Source organism: Bacillus cereus group sp. BfR-BA-01347 (assembly GCF_022663835.1).
Lineage (GTDB): Bacteria > Bacillota > Bacilli > Bacillales > Bacillaceae_G > Bacillus_A > Bacillus_A thuringiensis_K.
Map to the genome: position 1 here is coordinate 210433 of NZ_JAKUGG010000005.1, position 25329 is coordinate 235761.

Genomic DNA, 25329 nt, shown 5'->3' on the forward strand with positions numbered 1-25329 from the left:
CCAATTTTTTGTTCAAAATAAAAAAGCGTTTATATGAACGCTTATTCAAATCTCAATTATTTATTTATTTATTTATTTATTTTCCAGGAATTCATCCACTGCTTTACCAAGCAAACTTCAAAATCAGCAATTATTTCTGTTATAGATTCCATCTCTCATCCTCCTCAAAACATCCTTATTCAGTTCCTGGTGTAGCTACATCACCAGAAGGTGCACCTTCTGGTACTTTATTAAGCGTCCCTTTAGAAATTTTCCCGTTTAATTTTAAGCCGATAGAATACTTTGAGTACTCCTCATTTTCATGAGAAAGTTCCAAACTATTCAACATGTATGTTCCTGATTTAACTTTAAACTCAGAAGCGGTTGCACTACGTAGGTTAACTTCATGAATTCTTACTAAAACTTTATTAAGAATTGCTTCTTCTACATAATCAAGTCCCTCGTCACCTTCAGTACAAATCCCTTCAATACTAGCTGATTGTGTTACGTCACCGTAATCAGATCCACTCTTATCTTTCGTTTTTAACTCGATTTCTCCAGCCTCAATTGATCGTGAACCTGACGTTTGGTTAAAAAATCGAACTGTTTTTGTAGTTTTCCCATCAGGTTGCCGAATGTCAATCAAGTAAAGCGTTTCGGCACCCTTAAACTCAGGTGCATTACTTTTTTTCAATTCTGCCATTTTTAGTCCCCCTCTAATTTCTGATTGTTATAGTAATAAAACTCAAATGTTTCGCTGTTAAAATCTCAACGTCTTTTTGAGACAGTGGTTCAAAATCCTTTACTTTTGCATTAAAAAAACCGATTCGTTCTGGTTTCTTTTTACTTGTATCGTACAAGTCAATTGAACCCTTTTCGAATCGGTTAATTATTCTATCTTGCAAATCGTTCCTATCAAAAACTTTATCTGCATACACACCAACTTGAATCAGGTGATTACGCGAGAAATTCTCCTTTGAATACCTGCTAATTGTTCCTGACAAATCCTCAATGGTAATGAAGGGTTTGTCTTTTCCTGATACAGAAACACCATCGTATATCCATGTAGTAGGCGCAAAAACATCCAGCAATTTTTTTAATGAATACATTACATCATTCAACATAATTAATGCCCCTTTGCTACACGTTGAACAGTTTTGTTTATATCCTCAACAAATGGTTGCTCACCTTCAAATGCTGTTTTACGCATAAAACCTTTTTTGGTTTTGTGCGTAAATTCTTGTACCGCCGCGTAAATAAGAGGAGATCCATACGTACCAATAATTCTCGCACCGACTACCATCTTTACACTTGCAGGAATACTTTCAGATAAAGGACCGTGTAATATCGGTGCTCGATTAGAGGCTTGATTAGCTTGTAAGCGTGTATGTTTTTCTACCGTTTGTTCAATTGGTGTTTTGTATCTACTGGGATTATGTGCTTTTAACACATTTGATTTTCCTTTAACAACAACTCTGATTCTCATCAAATCACCCTCTTTACAATGACCTCACGACGATTTACGCCACCAAGCCCTCGTTCATCGATAAGTTCGATAACGTAAAAAGCACCTTTACGTTCAATTTTTTCAATGTTCTCTAAGTCCACATTAAGAGGAAATGTAACAAGCGCCTCTCCTTTTTTAACATCGAGATCAGCGAACTTCGTCTTTTCCACTGACGTGAATTTCTTCCAAACTAATTGAACAGTTTCTTTTCGGGGGTCACCTTGGATTTCTTCTCCTGTAATTGGATCCTTTTCAGAAACCCCTTTAATGTATAAAATCACCGGTTCTCTACGTCCCTGCTCAATCATTTCACGATTTTCGCGAATCTCTTTAATATCATCTTCAGTAAGCAATTGCTACACCTCCTCGCTTATTAAGTAGTTCAGCCGTGACGAACATTGTGGATGTGGGCTTATTAATTGATTCATAAGGCTTTCCGGAATATTTTTCGGATACTTTCCAGCCCCTAAACCGTACGCATCGCGTCTTGCTAGCTTGTAACACGTGTGCTTTGAATGATATCTGTGACGGTGACCATTATCAATAATTTGATAACCTGTCACAATTTCACTTTCTAAGCCATTCTGTATAGTAGCTGCTCGGTATGTGTTAGTACTCTCAGAAACTGCTACACGCTCAACCTTCCATTTCTCATTGTCGTGTACTTCCTTTATCTTTTGAGAAATCATTGCAATGCTCTCGCCCCTTAATACAGATGGACGAATGACACTACTTAATCGATCTCTCATATCTCCAGATAAATTCCATACACGATCAGACAGAACTAAGCCATCTTCACCAGGTCTTTTTATAACCCCTTGAATAATTTGCTTATTTACTGCAGTTATAGATTTCACGTCCAAACCTGCTTCTGATAATTTTGATGTGGTCCATTTCGACGTGTTTTCAATCAATGTATGGAATGACCGCTCTGCTTGTTTACGAAATTCTTTTTCGTATAAAGTAAGGTCTCGTAATAACGCATTTAACCTACTACGCTTTACGATTCCATCCTTTTGATAGTCATTCAATAAATCAACTAAAAACAAACGTATTAGGATAATGGCCTTTACAGTATCAGAAACTTGTTTTTCGTGCTCCTCTTTAAATTCTTCGGAAATGGTATCGAGCACCGCATCCATCTCTTGTTGAGAATCGCTCATGTAATCATCTCCCATCTGCCCGCTTAGCAAATGTTTGGTGAGTACCTTTTCCCCGTCGATACTTCCTGTACTTTTTAAGCGCGTCCGCTGATAACTTCTTATAGTTTGCAAAGATCATCGATTTATCAACCGATTCTTCACCATCTGTATAAGAAAAATAGCGCGCTGCGTCTGCTGCAATCGATTCATAAGCAAATGACAGAGCAAGATAAAAAACAGCATTTGCGTTTAACTCTTCGGTTAATTCTGACTCAGTTTCGGCTTCAGCTAGCCAATTTCCGATGTCTTCCGGAGTTACTTTTGGAACTTTTGCTAACCGACTCTCCAGTCTTTCCGACACCTTCATTTGGCGTCACCTCCGTCACTGTATTTTGTTAAGTCGTCATGATTCCTGCAGCTTTTAACTTTGCAATAAGTGCATTTAAGTCTTTCACTACACCCGCTACGTCAGTGGCTGTACTATCTGGTTGTTTATCAACCTTTTTGGGTATTAGAGCTACTTTTTCTTCAAGCCCTTTAATAATAGTGCCAAGCGATGTGTCTTTCGCAATCGGCATCGATTTATTTAACCGTTGAGCTTGATTTTCAGAAATAGACATTTATAACACTCCTTTCAAAATGAAAAAAGGTAGCATAGACGCTACCTTTTAAGCCATTGTTTTAGAGATATTTTCAAGAACAGCGATAGACTCTTTCGCATTCTTAACTTCAAATCCAAATTCCCCACGAATGACACGAGAGAAGTAGTCAGCGCCATTTGGTGTAGCATCTTGATCATAAATTGGAGTTAAGTAGCGCGCCTTAACTTTTTCCGTATCAAGAAGTAACGCACGATCTTTAGGCATATTTAAATCAACTACAACACTAGAAATCGCTCCACCTGGTAAATCCGATACAAACGATAAGATTTGGTAACCTGCCGCAGTATCTTGACGCGTAGTACGAATTGTATCGCCACCAAGCTTTGTAATTTGTCGCGCGATATTTGGTCCACATAAAATTGTGTTTGCTGAACCGCCTCGCGTAAACACTTGCTCTACAGCGTCATTCAGTGGTTTAGCCGCGATTTCGTTCCCTTTAAAATCTTGCTTATGAGAACCTTCAATACCTGTAAATGCAAATAAACCACCTGTAGTACGTGGTTGTGTCGGAGAACCGCCATTTCTACGACCATAAATTAAAGACGTGTTCGCTTCACGAATCATCTCTTGTAAACGCAGATTTACTTGATAATCTAATTCGTTTGATACGCCGTATGTGTTCACTTGTTGTTGTGTACGTGAAACAGATGCGTATCTTGAAAAGATTTGTGAGAAGTTATGTGACACTAAACGGTCATTGATCTCATTCTTACGGAAAGCATCTTCACCTTCTGGTCTCGGTCTTGCGATGACTTTTAATTCACCACCAGCTGTAATTGCCTCCGCTTTCGTACTATCGTAACCACGTTGCACAGTGATTTTATCGGCGTTTTCATCGACACTTACTACACGTAGCACTTCTAAGCCGTTTTGTACCAGAGCATTTTCAGTAAACTTACGAGCCTCGCCTTTTTCTAAAGCTAGGTCCGTATCCCCAACAGCCGCGGCTGTTTTCACAATACCTGTATCAGAGTTTAAATAGTCGTTCTGCCATTCAAATTTAGTTTGTGTTAAAGCGTCTCCTACACCAATTAATCCGAAAAGAACAGGTGCTTTCGTAAGAATTAAATCCACATTCGCTTGCATTTGTCTTACTTGTTGTTGAAATTCGTACGTAGTTGGTACTGGCATACTTGTAGCCCCCTCAAATTTTTTAAATTAAAAAATCGCTGACTTTTAATCAACGATCCGTTATTTCTTCGATTTTGCTTCTAACAACTTGTTATAAATACGAGTTACCTCGCCCGCATACTTTGAATCTTTTAACGCCTTTGTTTTCGCCTCTTCTAGCTCTTTTTCTAAAGCAAGAATTTCATTCGCTCTCGGATTTGTTCCTGGATTCGCGCCACCAGCTGCATCTGCTCCCACAACTTTCTTAAACATCCAAGGTTTACTTTCTTTTAATGCATTAACAGCCTCTTCAACTCCTTGATAATTCCCGTCCTCATCGAGTTTAATGGACGACTTATCTAAAAGAGCCAATACATCCCCTGGATCATTCGCATCAAAAGCACGTGCAACGCTCTTAATTTCAGTGTTTAAAATACGAGTATTGGCTTTTTCTTGTGCTTTTTGCGCCGCTTCGGAAGCCTCTAATGCCTTTTTATCAGCTTCTTCTTTTTCAGCCTGCAAACGTTCAATTTCCGTCATTTCTTGCTTTTTACGCTCTTCTTCAGCTTTTTCGTATTCTGCTAACTTTGCTTTTACGTCATCGTAGTCGCCATATTGTTCTGCTGACTTGTTACGCTCACGCTCTAAGCGTTTCTTAACGATTTCATCTAACTCCTCTTGCGTAAAAGTTTTTGGTGGGTCATCAGTACCAACAGGCTTTTTGTCAGGATCATCACCCGAACCACCATCAGAGAAAAACTGAAGGTCTAACCGAAGTGGGAACTTAGGTGTTTTTTGTACTTTTTCTACAAAATACTTTAATGCTGTAGCTTGTTTTGCGTATTCCATTAGCAAATCCTCCATTTTGAGCCTGTCGGCTATAATTTCCGAAAGTTTATAGCGCCATTTCGTAAGGCAAGTATTACTTTTCGTTATACGGATCCTGAGACTGTCTTTTCAACATCCGCTCTTGCATAATCTCCATGAACTTTTGTTCCGCATTTTCTTTACCACTTCTCGTAATCGCACCTTTAATTGATTCGATTTCGTTTGAAATTTCATCGCCTAACTGTTCGATAAGTGCTTTTTGATCTTGCGGTAACGGTAAACCGAAAATAATCTTACTAGCATAATAGTTATCTACTTTTGCTAACATTTCTTTATCGTATTTGAATTTGGAGTCATCCTTCCTAGCTTTCATATAACGTAAAATATACTCATTTAAGGTTTGTAGACGGGACTGCCATATCACCCATGAGCGTTGTGTTTTTGAAATGATATTACTAAATAAAAGCTGTACGGCCATGTCATTTATACCACCTGTATTCATATCAGCCGTATTCACCATTGGTACTTCTGCTTTTTCATGTAGGCGTTTTTGCAATCGGTCCAGATACGCTTCAATGGTTTCTTTAAATCGGAATCCACTTTCTAGCTTTTTAGCGCTTGGTTCACCTGCATCTTCCGCACCATCACCTAAATCCCATTTCGCACCTGGTGCAACTTGAAGTGGATTCTTTGGATCCTCGTCTACATTCGTTAGTAACGTAATGGCGAACATTTCAAAACGTAGCGCATCCGAGTAATCAGACATCTTTTTGTCGATTTCGTCAGAAAGCTTAATCGTTTTTTCAAGCTCACTATAACCTGTAGTTCGCTTACTGAGCTTTTCAGTCGGCACTGGTACAACGGGAATAAAATCGATGCCCATTGATGAGCGCTCAACCCTATCCTCTTGTTTTTCTAAGTCACCGTTGTATACAGCCTCTTCAATTTCACAGTCGTACTCACCAGCTTCTTCATGCCAAACTAAGTAATACGATAATTTCCACATTTTCGTTTGTTCTTCATCAAGCCATGCAATAAAATGAATCTCTTCCAGTTGGTCTATATCCCAGTCGTTATACTTTGCGATAACTTCTGTTGATGGATGCCAAATAATCTTGAATTCACCGCGACGTTTATCATAGTGAATACGAGCATACACACCAGTTTTGGAAATGGCGCGGTCCTTTGCTGCTGCTAATAACTTCTCATGCATTCGGTTATCATCCCAAACCCATGTTAATAACCTTTCCTTCGCCTTCGCTCTACTGTTTTCGCGTTGTTGCTCTTCACTAGGCTCATATCCTGATTGAATCATAAGCGCTGGGTCATCTATCACATTAGGAGGAACTGTGACTTTCGGTTCTTTTTCAAATTGCCACGCTGCAATCATGTTTACGATTTTTTGAGGATAATCAAGTTGTATTTTCGTAGGTTCGTAGTCGAGATTGTCTGGTTTTTTATAATCAGTCCATACGTTTAAGTCTCCTTCATAACGCTCATACAAGCGAACCTCGGACATAATGCGTGTCCACTCACAATCGCCGAGTGCGGTACGAACTGGCATTACAATTTCTACTGGATTCATAAAATTACGATCACCTTGTACTCTCATTCAAGCCCCTCCTTTCTCAATATCTTGAATTTCCTGTAGTTCCCGCTTTACGCCTTGCACGTTTATATGCAATAGAAAAAGCCATTTGAACTGCATCCGGACCATTATCATGTGGATGCATCGGATACATTTCAAATTGCTCCAATAAAGCACGTAAATGTTTCATAAAACGTAATTTACCACTCTGTATATCAGGTAATAATGACTCAATACGTAGTGCTTTTCGTGTACGTTGCTTAATTTGTTTTAAGCGAGTCGATGAAGGATACCCTTTCTTTTGCAACGCTTCAGCAACCTTCTCAGCAAACCACTCCTGCGCTTGTTGCGCCTCTACCGCAAGTGCTTCGTATTGATATTCCAGCGTGTATTCTACAGCCTTTTCTAACAACGTATTTGGATGCACACGCTCCATAAAAATATCGATAACGTAACAAGTTCCTGTTTCAACGTTTTTCGCAAGTGTAACAACTACACTGTAGTCACCTTTTTCTTTCCCCATTGCAAAATCGACAGCGCCGTAATATAAAAGTTTTTTATCTTTTAGATCACTTTCAGTACAGTACGTGAAATATTTAGGTTTAAATATCTGCCTTTCCTCGTCAGTCGGGTTACATAGATACTCCTGGTTAAACGCTTTGGTACCGTCATCTTCCCTAATTTCCATCAGATCGATGTATGGGAAATGAGATGGCCATAACGTTTTTGTACCACGGAGCATTTCTTCTTTGTTTTGTTCGTAAAATTCACGAGCTTTATCAGAAGCGCCCTCTTCATCCACTTGACGAATCTCACGCCATTCTTGCCATAAGTCTTCGCGCTCTGACCATTTCAAAATTGCCGGGAATGATCTTGATACAAAGTCACGACGGTTTTTAATAACATGGTGTAATAAGCTGTCGTAACAAACGATAGTACCCATATAAATACAGGCACCTTCTTGTCGACTTAAACCTGGAAGCAATTCTTCCTTGAACCAACGCTTATTTTTCGCGATTAAATCAACTGTCGCGGTATTTTCTTTACTCTCCAAATCATCCAAAATATAGAGCTGAACCCTTTTGGAACCGTGACGTAACCCACGTACCTGTGTCCCTATACCTTTCGCTTCGACTTTCGTGTTTGTTAAAGTCACGAACTCTTTATCGTTATCTACTTCATTTCGATTTTTTTGTTCGTGAAGTAAGATACCGAAATCTTGACGCAATTTTTCGTTATACTTTAACTGATCACGTGCCCAAGATATAAAGTCACCGGCTACATCGGAAGTTTCAGAAATCAAAACAATGTACTGCTTTAATCGATACACGACTTGATGACACAAATAACCGTTACTCAGGTATGCCGTTTTCGCATGGCCACGCCCTACACTCCAGGCCACTTTTTTCTTTTTCTCCCTACCTGTTGTGATGTCATCTAAAAGCCCACATAACGTTTGGTGAAATTCAGCTGCATCATCCATCGTTACTCCAGCCGGAATTAAGTTATCAGGATTCCCGGGATTTCCTTCTTCCGAAAAATACTCATACATGAAGTACAACATGTCATGTTCTCCACGATGCACCCTTTTTAACTTTTCTAGCTCATCGATGTCAGCAAGTAGTGTATCCATGTAATATTCTGTAGCCTCACCAGTTTCGTACAGCTCCTGTAATTTCTTCGCCCTTTCTGCTACAAGATTAATACGTTCCTGACGTTCTTGACGGGCTAACCATTTACCGTCTATATATGCCATGTAGCCCGCCCTCCTTTTACTCGCCTGTCAATTTTTTTAATTTCTGAAGCTGTTCTTCGATTTCCGCATTTGTACGGGTCGCATTTCCTAGATCACCCTCGATTACTTTCTTATCAGTCAGTAAACCGAATCGCTGCATATACAATTGCATAGCTTTTACACTCGGTTGTGGCCCTAAAATTAACTGCATTAACTTGCTGTACACCTGCTCACGCTTCTCTGCAAGAAAACTATCTGCCACTTCACTCTTAAATGCGATGAAGTCCTGGTTCTTAGTTCGCCACTCCCAAAGCGTTGTTCGATTTATACCTAGCTCGTTGGCCATTTCGTCCTGAGTCCTTTTTTCTTCGTTGTTCGATTCCATCAACTCGTTTTCTACAAGTAAGTACGCTGCTTGAATTTGTTTAGCCGTGAGTTTCTGCTTTAATTCGTCTAACTTAGCCATTCTTTCGCTCCCCTTTCTTCGTGAAATAGAAAAAGGCAACCGATTTAGTATCGATTGCCTTGAAATTCGTATGTTTTGTATAGCCCCCCGAGTTTAAAAATTCTGGCGGAACGTTACGAGCACCTGCCAGCCCCTCATCAGATCTGACCTCCCCCGGGGGATTGAATATGTTCTCGAGCAAAAAAGAAAAAGCCGAAGTTATTTTTCCGACTCTTTTTTCTTTTTTGCTCGTATTAGTGTACTTTTACTGATTCCAGTCATTTCTTCTACTTGCTTATATGAATGCTTATTAGCTAATAAGCCTAGCGCATGTTCAATTTGTTTCTTACTGTACTTATTCGGTCTACCTTCCCTAAAGCCTTCACGCTGCTTAGCAATTGCTTTACCTTCTTGTGTCCGCTCAACAATCATGTCACGTTCAAACTCCGCAAACGCGCTCATAACATTGAAGACTAAGCGCCCAGTCGGTGTATCCTCTATTAGTCCCATGTTCAATACATGTACCTTCACACCTTTTTCAAACAGTTCTCTTACTGTCTGTATAGCATCGACTGTCGAACGAGCAAAGCGATCCAGCTTTGTAACTACCAGTGTGTCACCTGACTCTAGTATCGAAAGTAGTTCCTTAAACTTAGGACGATCAGCTTTTGTACCAGTGAACTTCTCTGAATAAATTATACTACAGCTTTCCTTCTCCAGTGTTTGAATCTGTGCCTCTAAGTCCTGGTGAATCGTACTTACCCTCGCATATCCGTACTTCATTCATATCAGCTCCATTTCGGCCCTAACTAATGACACTAAGTTATGACACCATTTGATACCTTGATACTATCACACCCATAACAAAGTGTCAAAACCTTTTAAGTTATGATACCGATATAAATGATTATGACCCCCTGAGTTTCAAAGACCCTTCTCTCTCAGCGAGCTCGGCTGATAAAAACACCCATTGGTTTCACCTTTCGTGTTGCCGACAGTTAGAAAACTACTACAGTCGTCACCTTAGTTTCTACCTACTATATACGCCACAGTCCAATCCAATCCAACGGGTATAGAAAAAGCCAGGTACCCATGTGCTAGGTTCCTGGCTTTTGACATAATGAAAATATGGAGGATATGTACACAAAATACCTATCCTAGCATAAATTGTACCTAGAAAAACCCTACTTTGTCAAGCCTTGCTCAACTTTTTTTATTAGCTGGTTCATACCAACCATGTCACCATTGATTATCAGATAGAGCGTATCTACAGCTTTATCACAGTACTTATAATACTCATTGGCATTAATACTCAGCGTATGCAGTATTCGTTTCCGCGGAACCTTAACCACGTACCGCGCAAGTACGACATACCGCATATTCTTCGGTAATTGTTTAATCGCCTGATCCAGCACAATCTTATTCAACCGCCCATCACCTTTCCCGTCCTGTGCACCAGGTCCAGTAAAGCTAGGCGGGGCATCAGGGAACCGATCACCTACAGCCAACGATTCGTAATTCTCCAGCCATAGTCGTATCGTCTTCTTTGAAACATAGCCATCAATTCTGGTCATCTCCGAACCTCCTGACTCAGAAAATCAACCCCCTAAAACAAACACCTTAAACCATTAATAGTATTACATACTATATAACTATTAATAAATAATACTATATATATAATATATAATTATTAGTTTTATATTTATATTATATATATAAGGTATATTTTTTTAAGGGGGGTTCTTTTTTATTTTCTTTTTCTTTTTTAAGTACTGTAGTGTATTAGACCCCCTCCTAAAAACTTTTCTTTTATATATTTTTATTTTCGTGTGAACAGCTGTGAATCTCCGAATCTCAAAACACGTGCCACGCCGCTGCTTTCTCATAACCACGTAGCACCGACTTTCCAGCTAGGAGAAGCCGATTTCAATTCTATATATCCCTATAGCATCTCTTGAATATCTGATGTATTGGTTTTAATATCAATTATTGTTCGTGAATACAAAAAGTTATGCTTTATTTTCGCAGAATTTTTATGATGATAAATAGCTATATCAGGATTCTCAAATTCTTTAGGATCAATTGGATTGTCCGCATACGGGTTTAAGAAAAGACTTGTCCCATCTAATAATGACTCCCGATATTTTGTATGTGGTTCAGAATTTATAGTCGCCACTGTATCGTAATCATTATATTTATACGTGTTTACTATAATATCTTTACTTTTATTTAATGATAATGCCCGCAATTTACCTACTGTAGCTATTGGGTTAAAAATCACACCACTTATAAAGCTATGCTTATCATCATTAAATAATCCGATTGGAATTTTACCACCTGTACTTTTTTTAATAATATGATCTGAGAACTCCATATATGGCATATCACCTCTATACTCAGCCTTTGTTAAACCGTACAGAACTCTTTGTATAGCTCCTATTCCTTGTAAATAAAACAGTGGTTGCTCAAAGCTACCGATTGCTAATATGAACGGTTTCCCTTTTACATGCTCCATCTTTGAATACCGGTTTTCGTACTTACCACATTTAGTACTTATGCTATTAGCTATTCTTTCTGTTGCTAAATGAACAATCTCACTGTGTATTTCCTCATCAGATTTACCACTTTTATATAAGCGATTCAATTCTTCAATTCTTTCATGTTCAGGCGTTCCATTATCAGGATTCTTTGTTGCAACTGCTTCAACTAAAAATTCTTTTTTTGTTTTTCTAGATTTCAAATGAAAATCTGGCGCATCATGAGAGTAGTCCGTCTTAAAACCTAGATTTTTAAAAGAAGCGTGTAAATATATCTCCCAAAATGATGAATTAAAAGTGTTTTGAAATTCTTTTACAAATTTATTATCACGATCTTCAAAACCTATACACCAATTATTAATAACTTTTCTTAGATCAGCATTATCTTTTATATTTTTGAAATTCGAATGTAATGCACTTTCTGCGACTTCTAATTTAAATAAATCCATGTAAAATTCTCCCTTTCAAATAAACTTAGACATTAGAGTACCAATATCGTTATAATACCATATTCAGAGAGTTTTTATTGATATCCTCCATATGAATAGCTTAAAACTCGCTCACACTATCCATAAGCATGTAATAACAGACTATTTCATTTCCATTCAAGATTTATCACAAAAACTCTCAATTATCGATTGGTAAGATACGAATTTCCCCAGAAGTCATGTTCCTCCCTCGCTTTCTTTGTTGTGTCTTCTATTTGCGTGATTCGTTGTTTGAATCAGAGCATTAAGTCATTTATCTTCACCTTAAAAATTAAAATGAGATACACTAGTTTTTTAAAATCTTTAAATTCATATAACCAAAATATGCATTTTTTGTTATGATTATATAAATAATATTCATGGAGGTTTTCGCATATATGGTCATTTCAACTGAAGAGAAGTTAGCAGATTATATACAAGACAATTTAGAAAGTTATTTAGAGGAGTATAACTGCGTTTTAAATAAACGAATTTTGAAATTTTATACAGATATCCCTACCCCTTTAAATGAACTTTTTGCTTTTTTTCATGACACTTTTAATAACCTGCTTGATTTTTTCAACACAAAATTACATAAAGGTAGACATTATAATGCTAAGGAAAGCCTAGCATTATACACTTTAATAGCAGATTTGCAAAAAATACAGGACAATTTAATTGATACGTCATTCAATTTTGAAATAGATCCTTACTACAGTGAGATTTTTAGAAGCTTTAAAGCATTTTTACAGACTAGTGGCGGTACTGCAATCCCGCTCTACATTCAGCGTGTTAATGTACAAGAGCTCAATCCTATTTTCACATTAAAAACCGGACTAAAAGTCGAACGACCTACCGGTGTCCTTACATTTCCTACGGAGGAAATTGGTGTAGGATCTTACGCGACTGTATATAAGTTTACAGATCCACTTTATAACAAAGAGTTTGCTTACAAAAAAGCGCATACTACTTTAAAAACAGAAGAGAAAGTGCGTTTTTATAGAGAATTCGAGGTAATGAAAGATTTAAAATCACCTTTTATTCTCGAAGTCTACGCCATAAATAAAGAGCAGAATTATTACATAATGGAATACGCTGATGAAACCCTTGAAGAGTATATCAAACGACATCCAGGTCTTGAAAATGTTAATGAAAAGCTTATGTTTATTCGTCAAATTTGCAAAGCATTCCAACAAATACATAGTCAAGATATTCTTCATAGAGACATTTCACCCAATAATATACTCATAAAACATTTTGATAGTACAAAGTTAACTAAAGTCGCGGACTTCGGTTTAGTGAAAATCCCAGAAAGTCAGCTTACGCGTTTCCCTACAGATCCAAAAGGCTCTCTCAATGATCCGCAGCTATGGTATATCGGTTTTAAATATTATGAAATGCATCATGAAACATACGCGTTTACAAGGCTTATTTATTACATGTTTACAGGTAGAATCGATGATGGGGTATTTAATAATCCTGTTTTTGAAGAGTTTTTCAAAAAAGGGACTAATTTTAAAACCGCTCAAAGATACCATAATATAAAAGAATTAGAGACAGCTTTTTTTAATAACGTTGTTCCATCATTAAAAGAATTAGGTATTTAAATAACACCCTTCTTTGCTAAAAACTGTCTTGCGTTATCCGTAAGCCGGTAATAATAAACATGCTTATCATCTTTCGTGACTTGCTCCAGTAGACCTAACTGAGAGAGTTGTCCCAGCCACATATCGAACTGCGTAGCTGGGATTTCTCCTCCTGCCTGGTGCATTGCTCGTAATATTGCTTCTGAGCCTTTCACTCTATACCCCGTGATTTTACGATTTCCAATGCTTGTTGCTCCGTAAAACCTTCCGAAACAAGTGCATCGAAACGTGCTTTATACAACTTTGACATTTCACGCTGCATACGCATCTGCATCAGTAACGCTTTTACAAAGTTATCCAAAATAATTTCCAGTTCGATATTTGTATATTGCTTATTAGGTTCGCTCATTTTATCACCCCTTCAAATGTGCTTCAATTTCCGCTAATACCTGATCAACCCCTTCAGGACTCAGTACGAGTTTCCCACCAGCTAATTCTATATTTTGGTCAGAAACCTCACCTGTAATTTGGCAAGAACCATTAGGGTTATATTTTTGTAGAATAATAGATTCACCATCTACAAAAATCTCCATTGGATCTTTTTCCTGGATACCTAATGTACGGCGTAATTCCATTGGAACTACAATTCGTCCTAGTGGGTCTATGTTACGAATGATACCTGTTGATTTCATTTCTTTTCAGCTCCTTTTCCTTACTTCTTAATCGTTTCTATAATGCTAGCTAAACCAAAGAATATTACACAGATGAACCATGTTGTCCAAATCGGATATTCGTATACAAGTTCCATCCAATCACCCCTAGTCTTTATTTAGAAGTATTACTGCCGGACCCTCAACCGTAATACCGGCTACTTCAATCTTTTCATGGGGACTTACTTGCACTGTTGTGACACCTTCACGTGTTTCTAGCTCTTCACTTAAGTTTTTTGTAGATATATTCTTCATCTTTACTCACCATCCAAAATAACGCTGTATTCTTCATTAGCTACGTAAAAATTACCGAATGCATCGCGTTCAGGGAATCCATTTTTCGTCGCCTGTACTATCTTGAGTTTCGCGTTACATTTGTGGCATTTCGTAAATTTATTCCCCTCATATTCATATTGATTTCCACGATTCCCGCACATGCAGCACTCGTAACGTGTACGATATCTCGGTGTACCTTCTTCGTCATACTTAATACCTGTTTTCCAATGAATGGGATCTGCTTCTTCTTTTTTCGTGATTTTTGCTATCTCTTCCATAGGAAACGAGCTACGATTTACTTCTACGATCGGTAGTTTACGAGTCGGCTTATCTTCGGTCGGCTTAATAGCCGATTCACGTAGTTGTTTATACGTATCCCCTAGATCTAAAGCCTTATGAACTTCCGCTTCAGGTGGTTGTTGATTAATCATTTTCACAAGTTCTGTTGCTGTATTGATAAATGAAAGCCCTCGCTGCTCTTCTTTCTTTACTTTTTTCTCAGGAGACGTAAGCACTAAGTATTCATGACTTACAAAGCTGGAGATACCACCACGAATATTGTTTTTAATAAAGTCGAAAAAGACTGTAGTTAGTGCATTTACGTTCGCTTCTTTATTTAAACGATCAAATCCATACTCATATAGCATCGCGTGAATCGCTTCATGAAGTACGTTTTTCATTTGCCCTTCATGCCTTGATACGTTGTCCGAAATCTTGATCTGCTGTTCGTGATACGTTACTTCAGCAATTCTTACTTCTCCGTTTTCTCTTTCTTCAAGCCATCCTTTTATGACTTCCACATCGTACGGTACACTACCAATCATCAATTGTTTAGGTATATTCATATAACTTCAGCCCCTTTATTTTGGTAAATTTTTTTCAATTTCCGTTCGTAATTTATCTCGTAACCACTTAAACTCTAAATCCTTTTTATCGATTTTTGCCTGAATCACTTCTGCCTGTTCTTTCGAATAACATTTACGGAAACCGTTGTATAATTTCGAAATTTCTCTCTGCAGCTGTCTCATTTCACGGTTCGAATAATAACTTACAAATTCTGTTTTACAGCTTGGACAAATGAAATAGTGTTTGTCCACACGGTTTGATAATCGCGCTACGAGCATCTGGACACGAAACACATGCTCACATAATTCACATTTCGCTTTTACAGGTTTCATAGTATTGGATACTCCTTTCTTTCAAAGGATTTTTTGTTTGGTTTCTAACAAACTTCATTTTTAAATTTTCTGGTTCTAATGAACCTCTAGACGAATACACCATATACTAATTTATATACGTTCTAGGAAAGCAGGTGTATACTATGCCTTCTGTCGTTGGAAATCTTGTCGTTCAAAACAGTAATGGTGCTTTTAATTTAGGGGATTTTTATAACGTATCTCCAAAAGAGAATACAAAATCTTATAATGGTTCAGGGGCATCAAATGTTTCTTTTGTTGTTAATACCTTTAACGGTGTTAGTGCAACGAATACATTTGATTCTGATGTTGCTGATCAAGATCAAGTTGTATCAAGTTAAAATTATTTTTTCCCTCTCCCCCTTGAATAAAACTCGATATTCCGTCAATACTGTGCATAGGCGATAGCCAAAACTCATATTAATGAACCTCTATCAGCAGTAGTTCCCTGACCCGAGCAGTTAGCTTTTGCTAGCTGCTTTTTTATTAAAGCGAATAAAATTCGATATTCTAACAATACTAATCACAGTGCAAACTGCTTCTTACTCAGGTTGTACTTCACATCATCGAGCGGTTATTATAAATAGCTGCTCTTTTTTATTTTTTACTTAAACTTGAAATTTCTGTCCATACTATACATAACTCACGAAAAATTTATACTCCTTAAATTCGTGGATGTAATGTTCTGATGGCAGTTAGCTTTTGCTAGCTGCCATTTATATGGGTTTTATTAAGTAATTCAACTTTTCATTTCCCCGAATAAAATCCGACATTCTGGTAACACTAAGAACAAGCTGCTTTCCCCAAAGTAGTTCCTTTTAACAGTGCTTGTGAGAGCGGTTAGCTTTTGCTAACTGCTCTTTTTTATTTTGTCCGAATAAAATTCTAAAATTTGTCCAATACTATAAATGGGCTGATACAGCTTGAATTCACAGTGACCTCTGTAATTTTCTTTTTCCCTTTCTCTGAGCGCTAAGCAGTTAGCTTTTGCTAGCTGCTTTTTTATATTGATTTAATAATAAAATTTAGGTCTTATTTCTATTTTTACACCATATACTTCTAACCTAGACTCAGCTCAAAGTGTTACCTCCTATCTTAAAGAGCACTTATGCATGGTGCTCTTTTTTAGTTTCCTTATTTCTACAAAATGAAATTTTTATTAAGCTTTCCCCGCATACCATTTTCAATTTTGTTTATACTATAACTGTAACTTCTAAGTTACAAAGCATTGTGGTGATGCTCTTGTTGGACAACGAAGCAGTTAGCTTTTGCTAGCTGCTCTTTTATTTGTAAAAATGCACTTAATTGACTGGGCACACATATAATATTCTGAGTTCCTTTCTCTATAAAATAATCATTATAGAATTGATCTCGTCACGAGGGCACTTTACTAAGTGCCCTTTTTATGTTCCAACTTAATACAAAATGAAATTTTTGTTTAGTTTTCTTTGTTTAAATGCATTTCTAAAACTCGTTTTTCATTCCGTACCATTTCTAATGCTGATTCTAGGTTGTGTTCCAATATTTTTAAATCATCAATTCTTTTTTCAACCTGAACAGTCGACACAAAGTCATATACATTTGCACCCATAGTACCAAAGGATAATTTTACTTTTGCTTTCGGATAGAAACCGCTCATATAATCCATCCTTTCTAATAAAATGAAGTTTTTGTCCAAGTTTTTCACCATTTGATAAAATAAACATATAATAGTTATTGAATAGGCATTTATATTCAACTTCCTAAAGAGCACTTTAATTAGGTGCTCTTTTTTGCATATACAACTTAGATATTAAATAGCGTTTTTGTTCAGTTTTTATCTTCCAGTGTCCATAACACTTCAGTAGCTTTATCAATAATACTTTCATCTAAAACTGATACCAATAAAGGAATATTTTCACCTGCAAATGTTCCAAATACAAAGGACAAATCTTCATTATCTCTAACTAGGTAAACTGGTATTTCAAATCCATAGATAACATGTGTAATTTGAAGTGTTCCATCTGGTTTGTTCTCTTGTTCTGATACATCAATTACATCTATCTTTGAAACTTTATATTTCTCACCTTCTAAAACAATTACTGCATCTGTAAAACCTTCTGTGTATATGCTCATTTTTTATCCTCTTTTCTACTCAAATAACGATTTTGTTTAAACAACTCTCACCCTGAGAAAAAACACATATATTATCATGTACTCTTTTACAATAAGAGTCTTGGTCAGAGAGCACTTTTAAAAGTGTTCTTTTAATTTATTTAGATGTGTCACGTTTTACATACAATAAACATAGAATGCAGTGAGCCGATAAGACATAGTATCTATATAATCGTGTACAATTTTTGTACGCGATTTTTTTATTAAATAAAGTTTTTATTAAATACATAAAATTTTTTCAACCTTCAACATACAGGATTTATGAATTAAATCTAGTAATATATAATGTATCTCCATGTAAAACTTTACCCTTAATTTTTTTAAAAGGCCTACCCTCACAACAGGCCTTTTAAAAAGGGGGTTGTTATATTAAAATAGCGTTTTAATTAAGAAATCTTTTCTAATTCACGTTCGTCAAACCATGTTCCTGGATGCTCTACAATGTTGTATTGTGCTGTAAAAATCCTTACATCTACATTTGGTTTCGCAAACCACCAATGATCAACTGTAACTACTTCGCCAGTTTCTTTAATTCGTACCGTTTCTCCATCTTCAAAAAGATGTGATCTATTTTCCATTTTCGCAAATTTCTTTCATTATAAAATCCGTATAAATAGTTTAAATTCCGAACAACTTCGTGTTATAATGCTTGAGGGAATTTAATATAATTTCTTCATACAATCTCATGAGAGTTCGTTAATCACAGCCCCTTGACGCGCACTGTTAGGGGCTGAACTCGTTCAAATAAAGATTTTATATAAAAACTGCACATATATTAGAAACATACATACAATAATCATCTCAGGATTAGCCATTGAGCATCTTTTAAGGTGCTCTTTGCTTTTTCGAAGATACTCACCATTTTCATAAAACAAACATATATTTACATAGACAAGACATAAATTTTATATAGACATGTACAATCTTTGTGCATGTTTTTTTATTTCAGTACAAAATAAGAATTTTGTTTAGTTATCATTTGATTAATCATATTTAGATTTTATTAACATACCTTAATATTAATCAGGAATTACACTACCCCCAGTAGATTTGTAGTTCCTATAATTGAGCCTATGGCTCTGATTAGAACCTGTTATAAACAACAGGTTCTTTTTATTGTCATTCTTCATTTCCGTCAAATAACTATTTTGTTATATTCCTTGCACTTTTAAATTAGGCAAGCATATGTTGTAGCGTTATGTTTCACCACTTTCCTTTTTTTCAAGAGTACATATCGAATATGTACTCTTTTTTCACCCTTCACGAGAAAATACATATGCTAATGTGGGCGCACATATATTCAGTTCATCAACTGGGCATTGAGAGCTGACACTTTTAAGGGGCTCTTCTAATTTGCACATAATTTCCAAAGTAAAATCCATACTATCTTTAGGTCTTAACATCCAAAATCCCCATTTCGGCCCAAGACCTAATCAATTACCCATCTCCCTTCCTTGGGGCGAAGCAGTTAGCGAAAGCTAACTGCTTTTTTTCACAAATTAATTAGATTAGACATATGTTAATACTGGTTATGATTAGTATTACGCCTACCTTTCAAGAGCACTTATATACAGTGCTCTCTTCTCACATAATTTTCAAACTCACATTAATATTGCTTACATACCAACTAAAAAGTTTTTGGTTTTACTACCCACTTCTTACACATATCTTAATATTGAAGGGTGTTTACCTACCGAGTTACCTCCTTATCGAAGAGCACTCTTTTAGGTGCTCTTTTTTCACGTTGCATAATTCTTTTACACTTGTATAAACTACAGATAGTTTCATTTTTGAGACTCACATACTCTGTCTTAACAAGCTTCAATGGCGCAGTTAGTCCTTTGTTAACTGTTCTTTCGGTATTGTTGTCACCTTATAATTAGGTGCTCATATATTAATATTGAACGACAACTCATAGGACATTGAACTACCTCTTCAAGGGCACTTTTCGCAGTGCTCTTTTTGATTTAATATCAAATAACGCTTTTGTATTAATCTGCTGCTAACTTATCGATTATAGAATTTAACCTTTTAATTTCTTTCTTTAAATTACGATTTTCGTTATCAAGCTTTTCGATTTCGTCATCGTAGAAGTAATATGGCTGATTTCCTGTCCAAATTGCATACTCGTTTTCCTCAGGTTTAAAATTTACTGAAAGACAAGCAGGATCTTCTAATGTACCGATGAAAAACACCATTTCATTCCATGTTTTCTTTGTTGTATGCATTGACATATCAATAGCCCTCTTTCTGTACAAAATTCAAATTTGATCGCTATCAAAATCTTCAATATCATGTAAAGTTTACGTAAAGATTGCTGTGATTCAGCTTAACTACCCAAGAAACGTTATATAATGAATTTGCAAACACCTGATTTGCGCACAAGTACCTTCTTGTACGACATAACTCTTTTGCTAGGAGAAATCCTAGCCTTTTTTAATTGAAATCTAAAACACGGGGTTCTCAGGCTTTATCACCATTTTTGCTCTGAATCGATACCCCTTACTTTCTAAGTAACCAACAAGTGTTAACGAACTTTTCCCAAACCTTTCTGCAATTGCATCTACCGTATAACCTTTTTCAAATAGGTCTAAACTAATTCGCATTTCATTTTCTGTATAAGATTCTTGACTTTCTACAGGTCTCTCGAATAACCCAAGCTCCTCCAGTTTTTTCTTTATTGCACTTTCTGTTCGCTGGAGACGTTTCGCGATATACAAATACGTATAACAATTAGCTTTGACCATACTTTTTAGTAATAATTCATCTTGTTTGGTCCAAGGCTCCCTTTCTTTTTTCCTTCTATACGCATCCGCATCACGTTTCTCTTTCATCCATTCTGGTTCAGGTCCTAAAATCCCATATTCAACCTTTGAAAAATCAACTACCTGCTTATGTCGTTTTAACCAGTCCCAAAAATCCTTATAGTAAACAACTTTTACTTTTTGTGTTTTTACAAACAACTTTAGCCTTATAGGAAATGCGAACCTTTTATACCACGATTCAATTGTTTTATAACTTACTTGTAATACATCTGCTAGTTGGAGCACTGTAAGCCCATTGAAGTGTAGGCGGGGATCACTTAACCCTATACGATTTGCTTTTAGTTTTATGGCATTTACAGTGCGATTTAACTTCTTTGCAATACTTTTAATGCTATATGTCCCCCAGGAATCCTCCAGATACGCTATTTCTTCTTTTGTCCAAAGAATAACTTTCCCCACCATTTCGCCTCCTTTTAGTACCCGGATGCCTGACGATCATGATTGATTTTGTTTTTTTCTATATACGCGTTATATATCTCAATAGCAGAAAATCCAAGCGCTGCACCTAAGTAAGCCAAGTCATTCATCAAGGTCATGTAATGTGCTGCAGTCCATAATTTGTTTTCATATAAATCGTTAAACACATCGATAATTTCTGTTTTTGTATTTCCTTTGCTATTACGCACTACAAAGCCATCGATATATTTATTCCATTCACGTTCTAATCCAATCGATAAAGCAAAGTGAAGTGCGTCAACAAATTCGTCTAATAACGGATTGTAGTACTCCTTATCTTCTTCCATCATTTGACCCTTGTTACGTACACCTTTTGTAATCGGCTTGTTATTTTCACTCCAAAACTTATGACCACGCCACACATGAAGTAACTCACTTAACTCGTCACGAAATGATAATTTCTTTTCTTGAAACAAAGACACGTTTTGCAAACTACGTTTTTCCACAATCTTGTTATCAAGGTCTTTTTGAAGCTGGAATAAATGAATGATATTCATTGTTTTGCACGCTCTCCTTTTTTAAACAAATCTATAAAACTTCTCACCATTCTTTCTACACTGGCACCAGTTAAGGAATTAACAAAGGGTGCAGTTTCTGCGAATTTTAAAGAGTCCTTTTCAGGTATTCCCGCACAAATCAACTTTTCTTTTACGGCTTCAATAATTTTCACTCTTTTCTCGTTCTTACTATTGAACTGAGCCTCCACGACCTTTTCAGCCTCATCCTTATAGCAATCATGCTTTTCCATGTAGTAATACACTTCTTTTCAAAACTCGTTGTCTTTCACCACAGACATCTCAATCGCTCCCTCCTTATCTAGCGATCACGAAGCTAACAATGACCGCTACCACCATATAAGAAACAACTACTGCAAAAAACTTTTTACGTAAATTTTTAATCTGTTCCCGTAATTCGTTATTTTCTTTCAATACACGCTTTGCGTAATTATCTTTCACTTTCACTTGTGATTTGTATAAATCAACGGCTAACTGCAAATCACGATTTTCTTGCATCACATCTTTTAACTGTTGCTCCGAATTGTCCAAATACACTACTGCCTTTCGTGGCTCACCTTTTGCTACTTTCCTTTTTTGCTTAACCATTACACGTTTTAATCTTTCCATCTTCCGATCACTTTTCCGATTTTCGTACCCCTTCCCTTGCTGTCTACCACCCACAATCGCACATCCTTCCTACAGCTTTTTATTTTCTTAAATGCTCTAAAAATAGTTCATTGAAATTCTCGTTTTCTAGTTCTTCCAATCGCTTCTGTACACGTTCTAAACGTACTGGACCCAAACCTAATACTTCTTTTACTGCACGTAATGCTAATGTTCGGCCATCTTTATACGATAAAAGGGATACTTGCTGCACTTCACCTCTGTGAAAACTTTGCCGCTCCCTAGTTTTCTTTCTCTCACGTTCACTCGCCCGGCGTTGTTGACGGTTCAAGGCGTTCATCGTCTTCCCTCCATTTTTTAAAGCAACTGCTAAGTAGTAATTCTGCGTATGGATCTTGTGGTACTGGGTCTAGCACACCAGTCTTTTTATCTTTTCTTAATGAACTTACTACCCAAACCATGTTGTACGGTTCTCCAGCAATACTTCCTACAATTCTTGCCGGCTTTACACGTGGTAATGCTGTTGCATGGTGCTTCGCAAATAATGATTTACGTGGTCCCTCTCCTCTTCCCACATGCTATTCCTCCCTTTGTTTAAGCCAGGACTCAACACTCATTTTCTCGCCCCATCGATAACCTACACTTCCTTCTGCCTCAATCGGAACTGGAAATCCTGGTACTGGAGGTTGCTCCATAACTTGTTTAATTTGTTTTTCTACTGCAACTACAATTTCCGGATCATCATCTATTTCAAAAATGATTTCATCATGAATTTGTGCAATCATATCGGCACTTCCATGAGAAAGTACGCCTTCTTGTTTACCGATAGATTCATAAATTTCATTTTGTACTTTCTTCATAATGTCAGCGGCACTTCCTTGTACTGGTGTATTCGCTGCTTGTCTTTCAGCAGAGCCACGATCTCTTCTATTCGCGCTGTTAATGTCAGGTAGTAATCTCATATATCCATAAATCGTTTGTACATAGCCTTGCTCCCGTGCTTCTAAAACAATCTTGCGTTGATACTCTGGTATGCGTTTGTACGCTGTTTTAACGGCATTAACAATCTGCGCACATTCATCTAATGTTTTACGAATCATGTATTTCGTTTTAAATGTGAACTGCAGAGCGTGTTCCGTACCGCCATAAGAGATACCGAAGTTGCCCGCCTTGGCATCTGTACGTTCTTTCTTTACAATTTCAGCCTCAGACTTTCCAGTCATTACAGATGCGGTTCTACGGTGCATATCGCCACCTGTGTTAAATAACTCAATCATGACCTCATCGCCTGATTTCCATGCCATTAAGCGAAGCTCGAACCCTGAGAAGTCAATGAAGAATAATATCTTTCCTGGTTTAGGTACAAAGAAGTTTCTTATCTTAAACTCATCATTATCTGGTCTCGGTACGTTTTGTCCGTTCGGATTAAAGCTGTTTAAGCGTCCTGTTTCTGTGAATGGACTGTACCCTGCATGGATACGTCCACTCATAAAGTTCAAGTACTTTTCACGTCCTATGATGTGCGAAGAAAGTAATGTCGTGTATTTTTGTATTTTCTTTAGCTGGTCAATAACTTCTAGTGCCTGTTCTTTATAAGGATGCGGTTCACGTTTTGCGATACGAATCGCTCCGCGTTCTAGCTTATCTAAAGTAGGATCCTTTTCCGGATCAATATTTTCCCAATTTTCAAGCAACGAAACACCGAGGTATTTTTCCTCGTCGATATCGTTCAGCTTGTTTTCAAGCATAAATGCCATATCGATAAGCGCCTCTTGATCAAGACTCGCGCCTGTTTTTCCATATTTGGCAATCGGTATTTTTAAGTAATCAAACATTAAGCTTTTCACTTCGTTCGTTTTACCTGATTTACCGGTATTTATATCAATATTGAACGTTTCTTTCGCGATTTGTTTAATACGTTCAGCCGCTTGCTCTTGCATAATTTCTGCTTCTTGTTTCTTTTGCGTTGCAAGGTTTGGATCCCAATTCATCCCCCAATATTCCATAAGGCCGATAACACGTGTGAATGGCATTTCAATCTTATGAAGCCATTCCTCATATCGCGGAATTTGAGCTGCAATTTGAGACCAATATTCATAATGCTGCACTGCGTAATCCGCATCTTCAGCTGAGTAAAGTAGTCCTTCGCCTTTACTCGCATCAATTTCATCAAAGAAATCTACTTTGCATTTCTTTAAAAGAGTTGAAAAGTCGTTCATCGTTACACCAAAAATCTCTTTCGTAGCGGGCTTTAACCCCCATCCGCTTGTAGGCTTTTTCGAATTGTTAATCTTTTGAGGTGCTACAATTTGTAAACACCGCACCCACATGATCAATGGATCTGCTACTTTTCCTAAAATATACTTACCGTACTTTGCTGCATATTTCGTTTCAAAAGATAAGTTAACCGCAATCTTTAGTACATTTTCATTTTTGAATAAGCACTCATCGAGTAAATCTAGTACAACTTTTCTAGCTTCATTCCTATCCATATTTGGTTCGAATACTTGGCCAACTTTATGTGAGATTGGAACAACTCTTGATTCATGTGCTGCGGCGGATAAAGATACGGTACAAATTTCACCTTTCCACGGATCCAATGGTGTTTTTAGATACGCTTTTTCTAAGCTCTCACTTCGACTTTCCGCTTCTTTATCATCGATAATCCCTGTAGTACGTGCTTCTTCTATATCTTCAAACGCCTTTTTATAATGCACTCTAATTTCTTTGCTTGCTGCAGTCTCCCAGTCGAATCCTACTTTACCTGTTTGTATACAACGTTCTAAGTATTTCTTTAACTCTGAGACTGTAAGAATCGCTTTATAATCTTTCACTTGCTGCGGTTCCACTTTTGGCCAAACAATATCGAATTGTCCCGGCCTCTTCTTTTTTTCCATTTCAACCGCTAGTTTTGATTCTTTTACCGGTACCTGTTTTTTACTACTTGCTAATGTTTTAGGTCTTCCAAATAAACTTCCGAGTTTCATATTTTCACTTCCAGTCAT

The 25329-nt window shown here is 36.9% G+C and carries 34 protein-coding genes; 2 read left to right on the forward strand and 32 right to left on the reverse strand.

Going from position 1 to position 25329, the window contains the following annotated elements:
* Nucleotides 1-175 precede the first annotated feature (175 nt).
* The 15 genes from MR143_RS11220 to MR143_RS11290 all read right to left on the reverse strand — a co-directional run bounded on the left by MR143_RS11220 (nt 176) and on the right by MR143_RS11290 (nt 11982).
* On the reverse strand, nt 176-682 hold the full coding sequence (locus MR143_RS11220) for a phage major tail protein, TP901-1 family (protein WP_242280750.1): 507 nt from the start codon (nt 680-682) through the stop codon (nt 176-178).
* 13 nt (nt 683-695) lie between these two features.
* The gene (locus tag MR143_RS11225; RefSeq protein ID WP_103623634.1) at nt 696-1103 is read right to left on the reverse strand and encodes a hypothetical protein; all 408 of its coding nucleotides are present in this window, start codon (nt 1101-1103) and stop codon (nt 696-698) included.
* Nucleotides 1104-1105: 2 nt separating this feature from the next.
* Nucleotides 1106-1465 (reverse strand): hypothetical protein, encoded by a 360-nt coding sequence (locus MR143_RS11230; RefSeq protein ID WP_098297708.1) that lies wholly within the window; start codon nt 1463-1465, stop codon nt 1106-1108.
* Entirely contained in the window at nt 1465-1839 is a 375-nt protein-coding gene (locus MR143_RS11235) for a hypothetical protein (RefSeq protein WP_242280751.1), read from the reverse strand. The genes MR143_RS11230 and MR143_RS11235 overlap by 1 nt, the downstream gene beginning before the upstream one ends.
* 3 nt (nt 1840-1842) lie before the next feature.
* Nucleotides 1843-2649, reverse strand: coding sequence for a hypothetical protein (locus tag MR143_RS11240; protein ID WP_242280752.1), 807 nt, complete (start codon nt 2647-2649; stop codon nt 1843-1845).
* Between the two features lie 4 nt (nt 2650-2653).
* Nucleotides 2654-2995 (reverse strand): hypothetical protein, encoded by a 342-nt coding sequence (locus MR143_RS11245; protein WP_000868476.1) that lies wholly within the window; start codon nt 2993-2995, stop codon nt 2654-2656.
* Between the two features lie 28 nt (nt 2996-3023).
* A complete protein-coding gene (locus MR143_RS11250; RefSeq protein WP_053513176.1) occupies nt 3024-3248 on the reverse strand; it encodes a head fiber protein in 225 nt (74 codons plus the stop codon).
* A gap of 48 nt (nt 3249-3296) precedes the next feature.
* Nucleotides 3297-4421 carry an SU10 major capsid protein gene (locus MR143_RS11255; RefSeq protein WP_162280677.1) on the reverse strand — a complete coding sequence of 375 codons (1125 nt, stop codon included), beginning with the start codon at nt 4419-4421 and terminating at the stop codon, nt 3297-3299.
* Nucleotides 4422-4481: 60 nt separating this feature from the next.
* On the reverse strand, nt 4482-5249 hold the full coding sequence (locus MR143_RS11260) for a phage scaffolding protein (protein WP_242280753.1): 768 nt from the start codon (nt 5247-5249) through the stop codon (nt 4482-4484).
* A gap of 73 nt (nt 5250-5322) precedes the next feature.
* Nucleotides 5323-6840 carry a phage portal protein gene (locus tag MR143_RS11265; RefSeq protein ID WP_242280754.1) on the reverse strand — a complete coding sequence of 506 codons (1518 nt, stop codon included), beginning with the start codon at nt 6838-6840 and terminating at the stop codon, nt 5323-5325.
* Between the two features lie 16 nt (nt 6841-6856).
* Nucleotides 6857-8572 (reverse strand): phage terminase large subunit, encoded by a 1716-nt coding sequence (gene terL, locus MR143_RS11270; RefSeq protein ID WP_242280755.1) that lies wholly within the window; start codon nt 8570-8572, stop codon nt 6857-6859.
* A gap of 16 nt (nt 8573-8588) precedes the next feature.
* A complete protein-coding gene (locus tag MR143_RS11275; protein WP_001086032.1) occupies nt 8589-9017 on the reverse strand; it encodes a phBC6A51 family helix-turn-helix protein in 429 nt (142 codons plus the stop codon).
* 198 nt (nt 9018-9215) lie between these two features.
* The gene (locus MR143_RS11280; protein WP_242280756.1) at nt 9216-9779 is read right to left on the reverse strand and encodes a recombinase family protein; all 564 of its coding nucleotides are present in this window, start codon (nt 9777-9779) and stop codon (nt 9216-9218) included.
* Between the two features lie 401 nt (nt 9780-10180).
* Entirely contained in the window at nt 10181-10570 is a 390-nt protein-coding gene (locus tag MR143_RS11285) for a hypothetical protein (protein ID WP_000196742.1), read from the reverse strand.
* 368 nt (nt 10571-10938) lie between these two features.
* Nucleotides 10939-11982: a hypothetical protein gene (locus MR143_RS11290; protein WP_240379886.1), complete on the reverse strand. Its 1044-nt coding sequence runs from the start codon at nt 11980-11982 to the stop codon at nt 10939-10941.
* Nucleotides 11983-12398: 416 nt separating this feature from the next.
* Between MR143_RS11290 and MR143_RS11295 the strand changes: the two genes are divergently transcribed.
* Complete coding sequence (locus MR143_RS11295; protein ID WP_242280757.1) at nt 12399-13607, forward strand: protein kinase family protein; 1209 nt, start codon at nt 12399-12401, stop codon at nt 13605-13607.
* Here the strand turns inward: MR143_RS11295 and MR143_RS11300 are convergent.
* The 6 genes from MR143_RS11300 to MR143_RS11325 all read right to left on the reverse strand — a co-directional run bounded on the left by MR143_RS11300 (nt 13604) and on the right by MR143_RS11325 (nt 15750).
* Nucleotides 13604-13771 (reverse strand): hypothetical protein, encoded by a 168-nt coding sequence (locus MR143_RS11300; protein WP_242280758.1) that lies wholly within the window; start codon nt 13769-13771, stop codon nt 13604-13606. The two genes, MR143_RS11295 and MR143_RS11300, sit on opposite strands and share 4 nt — an antisense overlap.
* Before the next feature lie 26 nt (nt 13772-13797).
* Nucleotides 13798-13995, reverse strand: coding sequence for a hypothetical protein (locus tag MR143_RS11305; RefSeq protein ID WP_242280759.1), 198 nt, complete (start codon nt 13993-13995; stop codon nt 13798-13800).
* 4 nt (nt 13996-13999) lie between these two features.
* Nucleotides 14000-14278, reverse strand: a complete 279-nt coding sequence (locus MR143_RS11310) for an AbrB/MazE/SpoVT family DNA-binding domain-containing protein (protein WP_242280760.1) — start codon at nt 14276-14278, stop codon at nt 14000-14002.
* A 126-nt stretch (nt 14279-14404) separates the two neighbouring features.
* Nucleotides 14405-14551 carry a BC1881 family protein gene (locus MR143_RS11315; protein WP_242280761.1) on the reverse strand — a complete coding sequence of 49 codons (147 nt, stop codon included), beginning with the start codon at nt 14549-14551 and terminating at the stop codon, nt 14405-14407.
* 2 nt (nt 14552-14553) lie between these two features.
* On the reverse strand, nt 14554-15417 hold the full coding sequence (locus MR143_RS11320; protein WP_242280762.1) for a hypothetical protein: 864 nt from the start codon (nt 15415-15417) through the stop codon (nt 14554-14556).
* A gap of 15 nt (nt 15418-15432) precedes the next feature.
* Entirely contained in the window at nt 15433-15750 is a 318-nt protein-coding gene (locus MR143_RS11325) for a transglycosylase (protein ID WP_242280763.1), read from the reverse strand.
* 143 nt (nt 15751-15893) lie between these two features.
* Here MR143_RS11325 and gerPF point away from each other — a divergent pair, with 143 nt between their 5' ends.
* The gene (gerPF, locus tag MR143_RS11330) at nt 15894-16109 is read left to right on the forward strand and encodes a spore germination protein GerPF (protein ID WP_061884034.1); all 216 of its coding nucleotides are present in this window, start codon (nt 15894-15896) and stop codon (nt 16107-16109) included.
* A gap of 1097 nt (nt 16110-17206) precedes the next feature.
* Here gerPF and MR143_RS11335 read toward each other — a convergent pair.
* The 11 genes from MR143_RS11335 to MR143_RS11385 all read right to left on the reverse strand — a co-directional run bounded on the left by MR143_RS11335 (nt 17207) and on the right by MR143_RS11385 (nt 25329).
* Nucleotides 17207-17407: a hypothetical protein gene (locus tag MR143_RS11335; RefSeq protein WP_098875096.1), complete on the reverse strand. Its 201-nt coding sequence runs from the start codon at nt 17405-17407 to the stop codon at nt 17207-17209.
* 170 nt (nt 17408-17577) lie between these two features.
* Nucleotides 17578-17883, reverse strand: a complete 306-nt coding sequence (locus MR143_RS11340) for a hypothetical protein (protein ID WP_242280764.1) — start codon at nt 17881-17883, stop codon at nt 17578-17580.
* A 425-nt stretch (nt 17884-18308) separates the two neighbouring features.
* Nucleotides 18309-18500 (reverse strand): hypothetical protein, encoded by a 192-nt coding sequence (locus tag MR143_RS11345; RefSeq protein ID WP_242280765.1) that lies wholly within the window; start codon nt 18498-18500, stop codon nt 18309-18311.
* A 1413-nt stretch (nt 18501-19913) separates the two neighbouring features.
* Entirely contained in the window at nt 19914-20156 is a 243-nt protein-coding gene (locus tag MR143_RS11350) for a hypothetical protein (RefSeq protein ID WP_242280766.1), read from the reverse strand.
* Between the two features lie 213 nt (nt 20157-20369).
* On the reverse strand, nt 20370-21149 hold the full coding sequence (locus MR143_RS11355; RefSeq protein ID WP_242280767.1) for a hypothetical protein: 780 nt from the start codon (nt 21147-21149) through the stop codon (nt 20370-20372).
* 11 nt (nt 21150-21160) lie between these two features.
* Complete coding sequence (locus tag MR143_RS11360; RefSeq protein WP_242280768.1) at nt 21161-21700, reverse strand: dUTP diphosphatase; 540 nt, start codon at nt 21698-21700, stop codon at nt 21161-21163.
* Nucleotides 21697-21951 (reverse strand): hypothetical protein, encoded by a 255-nt coding sequence (locus tag MR143_RS11365; RefSeq protein WP_242280769.1) that lies wholly within the window; start codon nt 21949-21951, stop codon nt 21697-21699. The genes MR143_RS11360 and MR143_RS11365 overlap by 4 nt, the downstream gene beginning before the upstream one ends.
* 64 nt (nt 21952-22015) lie before the next feature.
* Nucleotides 22016-22381 (reverse strand): hypothetical protein, encoded by a 366-nt coding sequence (locus MR143_RS11370; protein ID WP_242280770.1) that lies wholly within the window; start codon nt 22379-22381, stop codon nt 22016-22018.
* Nucleotides 22382-22406: 25 nt separating this feature from the next.
* On the reverse strand, nt 22407-22664 hold the full coding sequence (locus MR143_RS11375; RefSeq protein ID WP_080598401.1) for a hypothetical protein: 258 nt from the start codon (nt 22662-22664) through the stop codon (nt 22407-22409).
* Entirely contained in the window at nt 22627-22899 is a 273-nt protein-coding gene (locus tag MR143_RS11380) for a hypothetical protein (RefSeq protein ID WP_144488856.1), read from the reverse strand. The genes MR143_RS11375 and MR143_RS11380 overlap by 38 nt, the downstream gene beginning before the upstream one ends.
* 3 nt (nt 22900-22902) lie before the next feature.
* Nucleotides 22903-25329 carry a bifunctional 3'-5' exonuclease/DNA polymerase gene (locus MR143_RS11385; protein WP_308218765.1) on the reverse strand — a complete coding sequence of 809 codons (2427 nt, stop codon included), beginning with the start codon at nt 25327-25329 and terminating at the stop codon, nt 22903-22905.

Coding starts and splice junctions, on each gene's coding strand:
- MR143_RS11280 (WP_242280756.1), bottom strand. CDS start 9,779: ATGAAGTACGGATATGCGAGGGTAAGTACGATTCACCAGGACTTAGAG.
- MR143_RS11335 (WP_098875096.1), bottom strand. CDS start 17,407: ATGAGCGGTTTCTATCCGAAAGCAAAAGTAAAATTATCCTTTGGTACT.
- MR143_RS11230 (WP_098297708.1), bottom strand. CDS start 1,465: ATGAGAATCAGAGTTGTTGTTAAAGGAAAATCAAATGTGTTAAAAGCA.
- MR143_RS11295 (WP_242280757.1), top strand. CDS start 12,399: ATGGTCATTTCAACTGAAGAGAAGTTAGCAGATTATATACAAGACAAT.
- MR143_RS11375 (WP_080598401.1), bottom strand. CDS start 22,664: ATGAACGCCTTGAACCGTCAACAACGCCGGGCGAGTGAACGTGAGAGA.
- MR143_RS11255 (WP_162280677.1), bottom strand. CDS start 4,421: ATGCCAGTACCAACTACGTACGAATTTCAACAACAAGTAAGACAAATG.
- MR143_RS11305 (WP_242280759.1), bottom strand. CDS start 13,995: ATGAGCGAACCTAATAAGCAATATACAAATATCGAACTGGAAATTATT.
- gerPF (WP_061884034.1), top strand. CDS start 15,894: ATGCCTTCTGTCGTTGGAAATCTTGTCGTTCAAAACAGTAATGGTGCT.
- terL (WP_242280755.1), bottom strand. CDS start 8,572: ATGGCATATATAGACGGTAAATGGTTAGCCCGTCAAGAACGTCAGGAA.
- MR143_RS11245 (WP_000868476.1), bottom strand. CDS start 2,995: ATGAAGGTGTCGGAAAGACTGGAGAGTCGGTTAGCAAAAGTTCCAAAA.
- MR143_RS11385 (WP_308218765.1), bottom strand. CDS start 25,329: ATGACTGGAAGTGAAAATATGAAACTCGGAAGTTTATTTGGAAGACCT.
- MR143_RS11315 (WP_242280761.1), bottom strand. CDS start 14,551: ATGAAGAATATATCTACAAAAAACTTAAGTGAAGAGCTAGAAACACGT.
- MR143_RS11285 (WP_000196742.1), bottom strand. CDS start 10,570: ATGACCAGAATTGATGGCTATGTTTCAAAGAAGACGATACGACTATGG.
- MR143_RS11355 (WP_242280767.1), bottom strand. CDS start 21,149: ATGGTGGGGAAAGTTATTCTTTGGACAAAAGAAGAAATAGCGTATCTG.
- MR143_RS11310 (WP_242280760.1), bottom strand. CDS start 14,278: ATGAAATCAACAGGTATCATTCGTAACATAGACCCACTAGGACGAATT.
- MR143_RS11300 (WP_242280758.1), bottom strand. CDS start 13,771: ATGCACCAGGCAGGAGGAGAAATCCCAGCTACGCAGTTCGATATGTGG.
- MR143_RS11260 (WP_242280753.1), bottom strand. CDS start 5,249: ATGGAATACGCAAAACAAGCTACAGCATTAAAGTATTTTGTAGAAAAA.
- MR143_RS11220 (WP_242280750.1), bottom strand. CDS start 682: ATGGCAGAATTGAAAAAAAGTAATGCACCTGAGTTTAAGGGTGCCGAA.
- MR143_RS11290 (WP_240379886.1), bottom strand. CDS start 11,982: ATGGATTTATTTAAATTAGAAGTCGCAGAAAGTGCATTACATTCGAAT.
- MR143_RS11325 (WP_242280763.1), bottom strand. CDS start 15,750: ATGAAACCTGTAAAAGCGAAATGTGAATTATGTGAGCATGTGTTTCGT.
- MR143_RS11350 (WP_242280766.1), bottom strand. CDS start 20,156: ATGTCAATGCATACAACAAAGAAAACATGGAATGAAATGGTGTTTTTC.
- MR143_RS11275 (WP_001086032.1), bottom strand. CDS start 9,017: ATGGCTAAGTTAGACGAATTAAAGCAGAAACTCACGGCTAAACAAATT.
- MR143_RS11340 (WP_242280764.1), bottom strand. CDS start 17,883: ATGAGCATATACACAGAAGGTTTTACAGATGCAGTAATTGTTTTAGAA.
- MR143_RS11345 (WP_242280765.1), bottom strand. CDS start 18,500: ATGGAAAATAGATCACATCTTTTTGAAGATGGAGAAACGGTACGAATT.
- MR143_RS11225 (WP_103623634.1), bottom strand. CDS start 1,103: ATGTTGAATGATGTAATGTATTCATTAAAAAAATTGCTGGATGTTTTT.
- MR143_RS11265 (WP_242280754.1), bottom strand. CDS start 6,840: ATGAGAGTACAAGGTGATCGTAATTTTATGAATCCAGTAGAAATTGTA.
- MR143_RS11360 (WP_242280768.1), bottom strand. CDS start 21,700: ATGAATATCATTCATTTATTCCAGCTTCAAAAAGACCTTGATAACAAG.
- MR143_RS11320 (WP_242280762.1), bottom strand. CDS start 15,417: ATGAATATACCTAAACAATTGATGATTGGTAGTGTACCGTACGATGTG.
- MR143_RS11240 (WP_242280752.1), bottom strand. CDS start 2,649: ATGAGCGATTCTCAACAAGAGATGGATGCGGTGCTCGATACCATTTCC.
- MR143_RS11250 (WP_053513176.1), bottom strand. CDS start 3,248: ATGTCTATTTCTGAAAATCAAGCTCAACGGTTAAATAAATCGATGCCG.
- MR143_RS11365 (WP_242280769.1), bottom strand. CDS start 21,951: ATGGAAAAGCATGATTGCTATAAGGATGAGGCTGAAAAGGTCGTGGAG.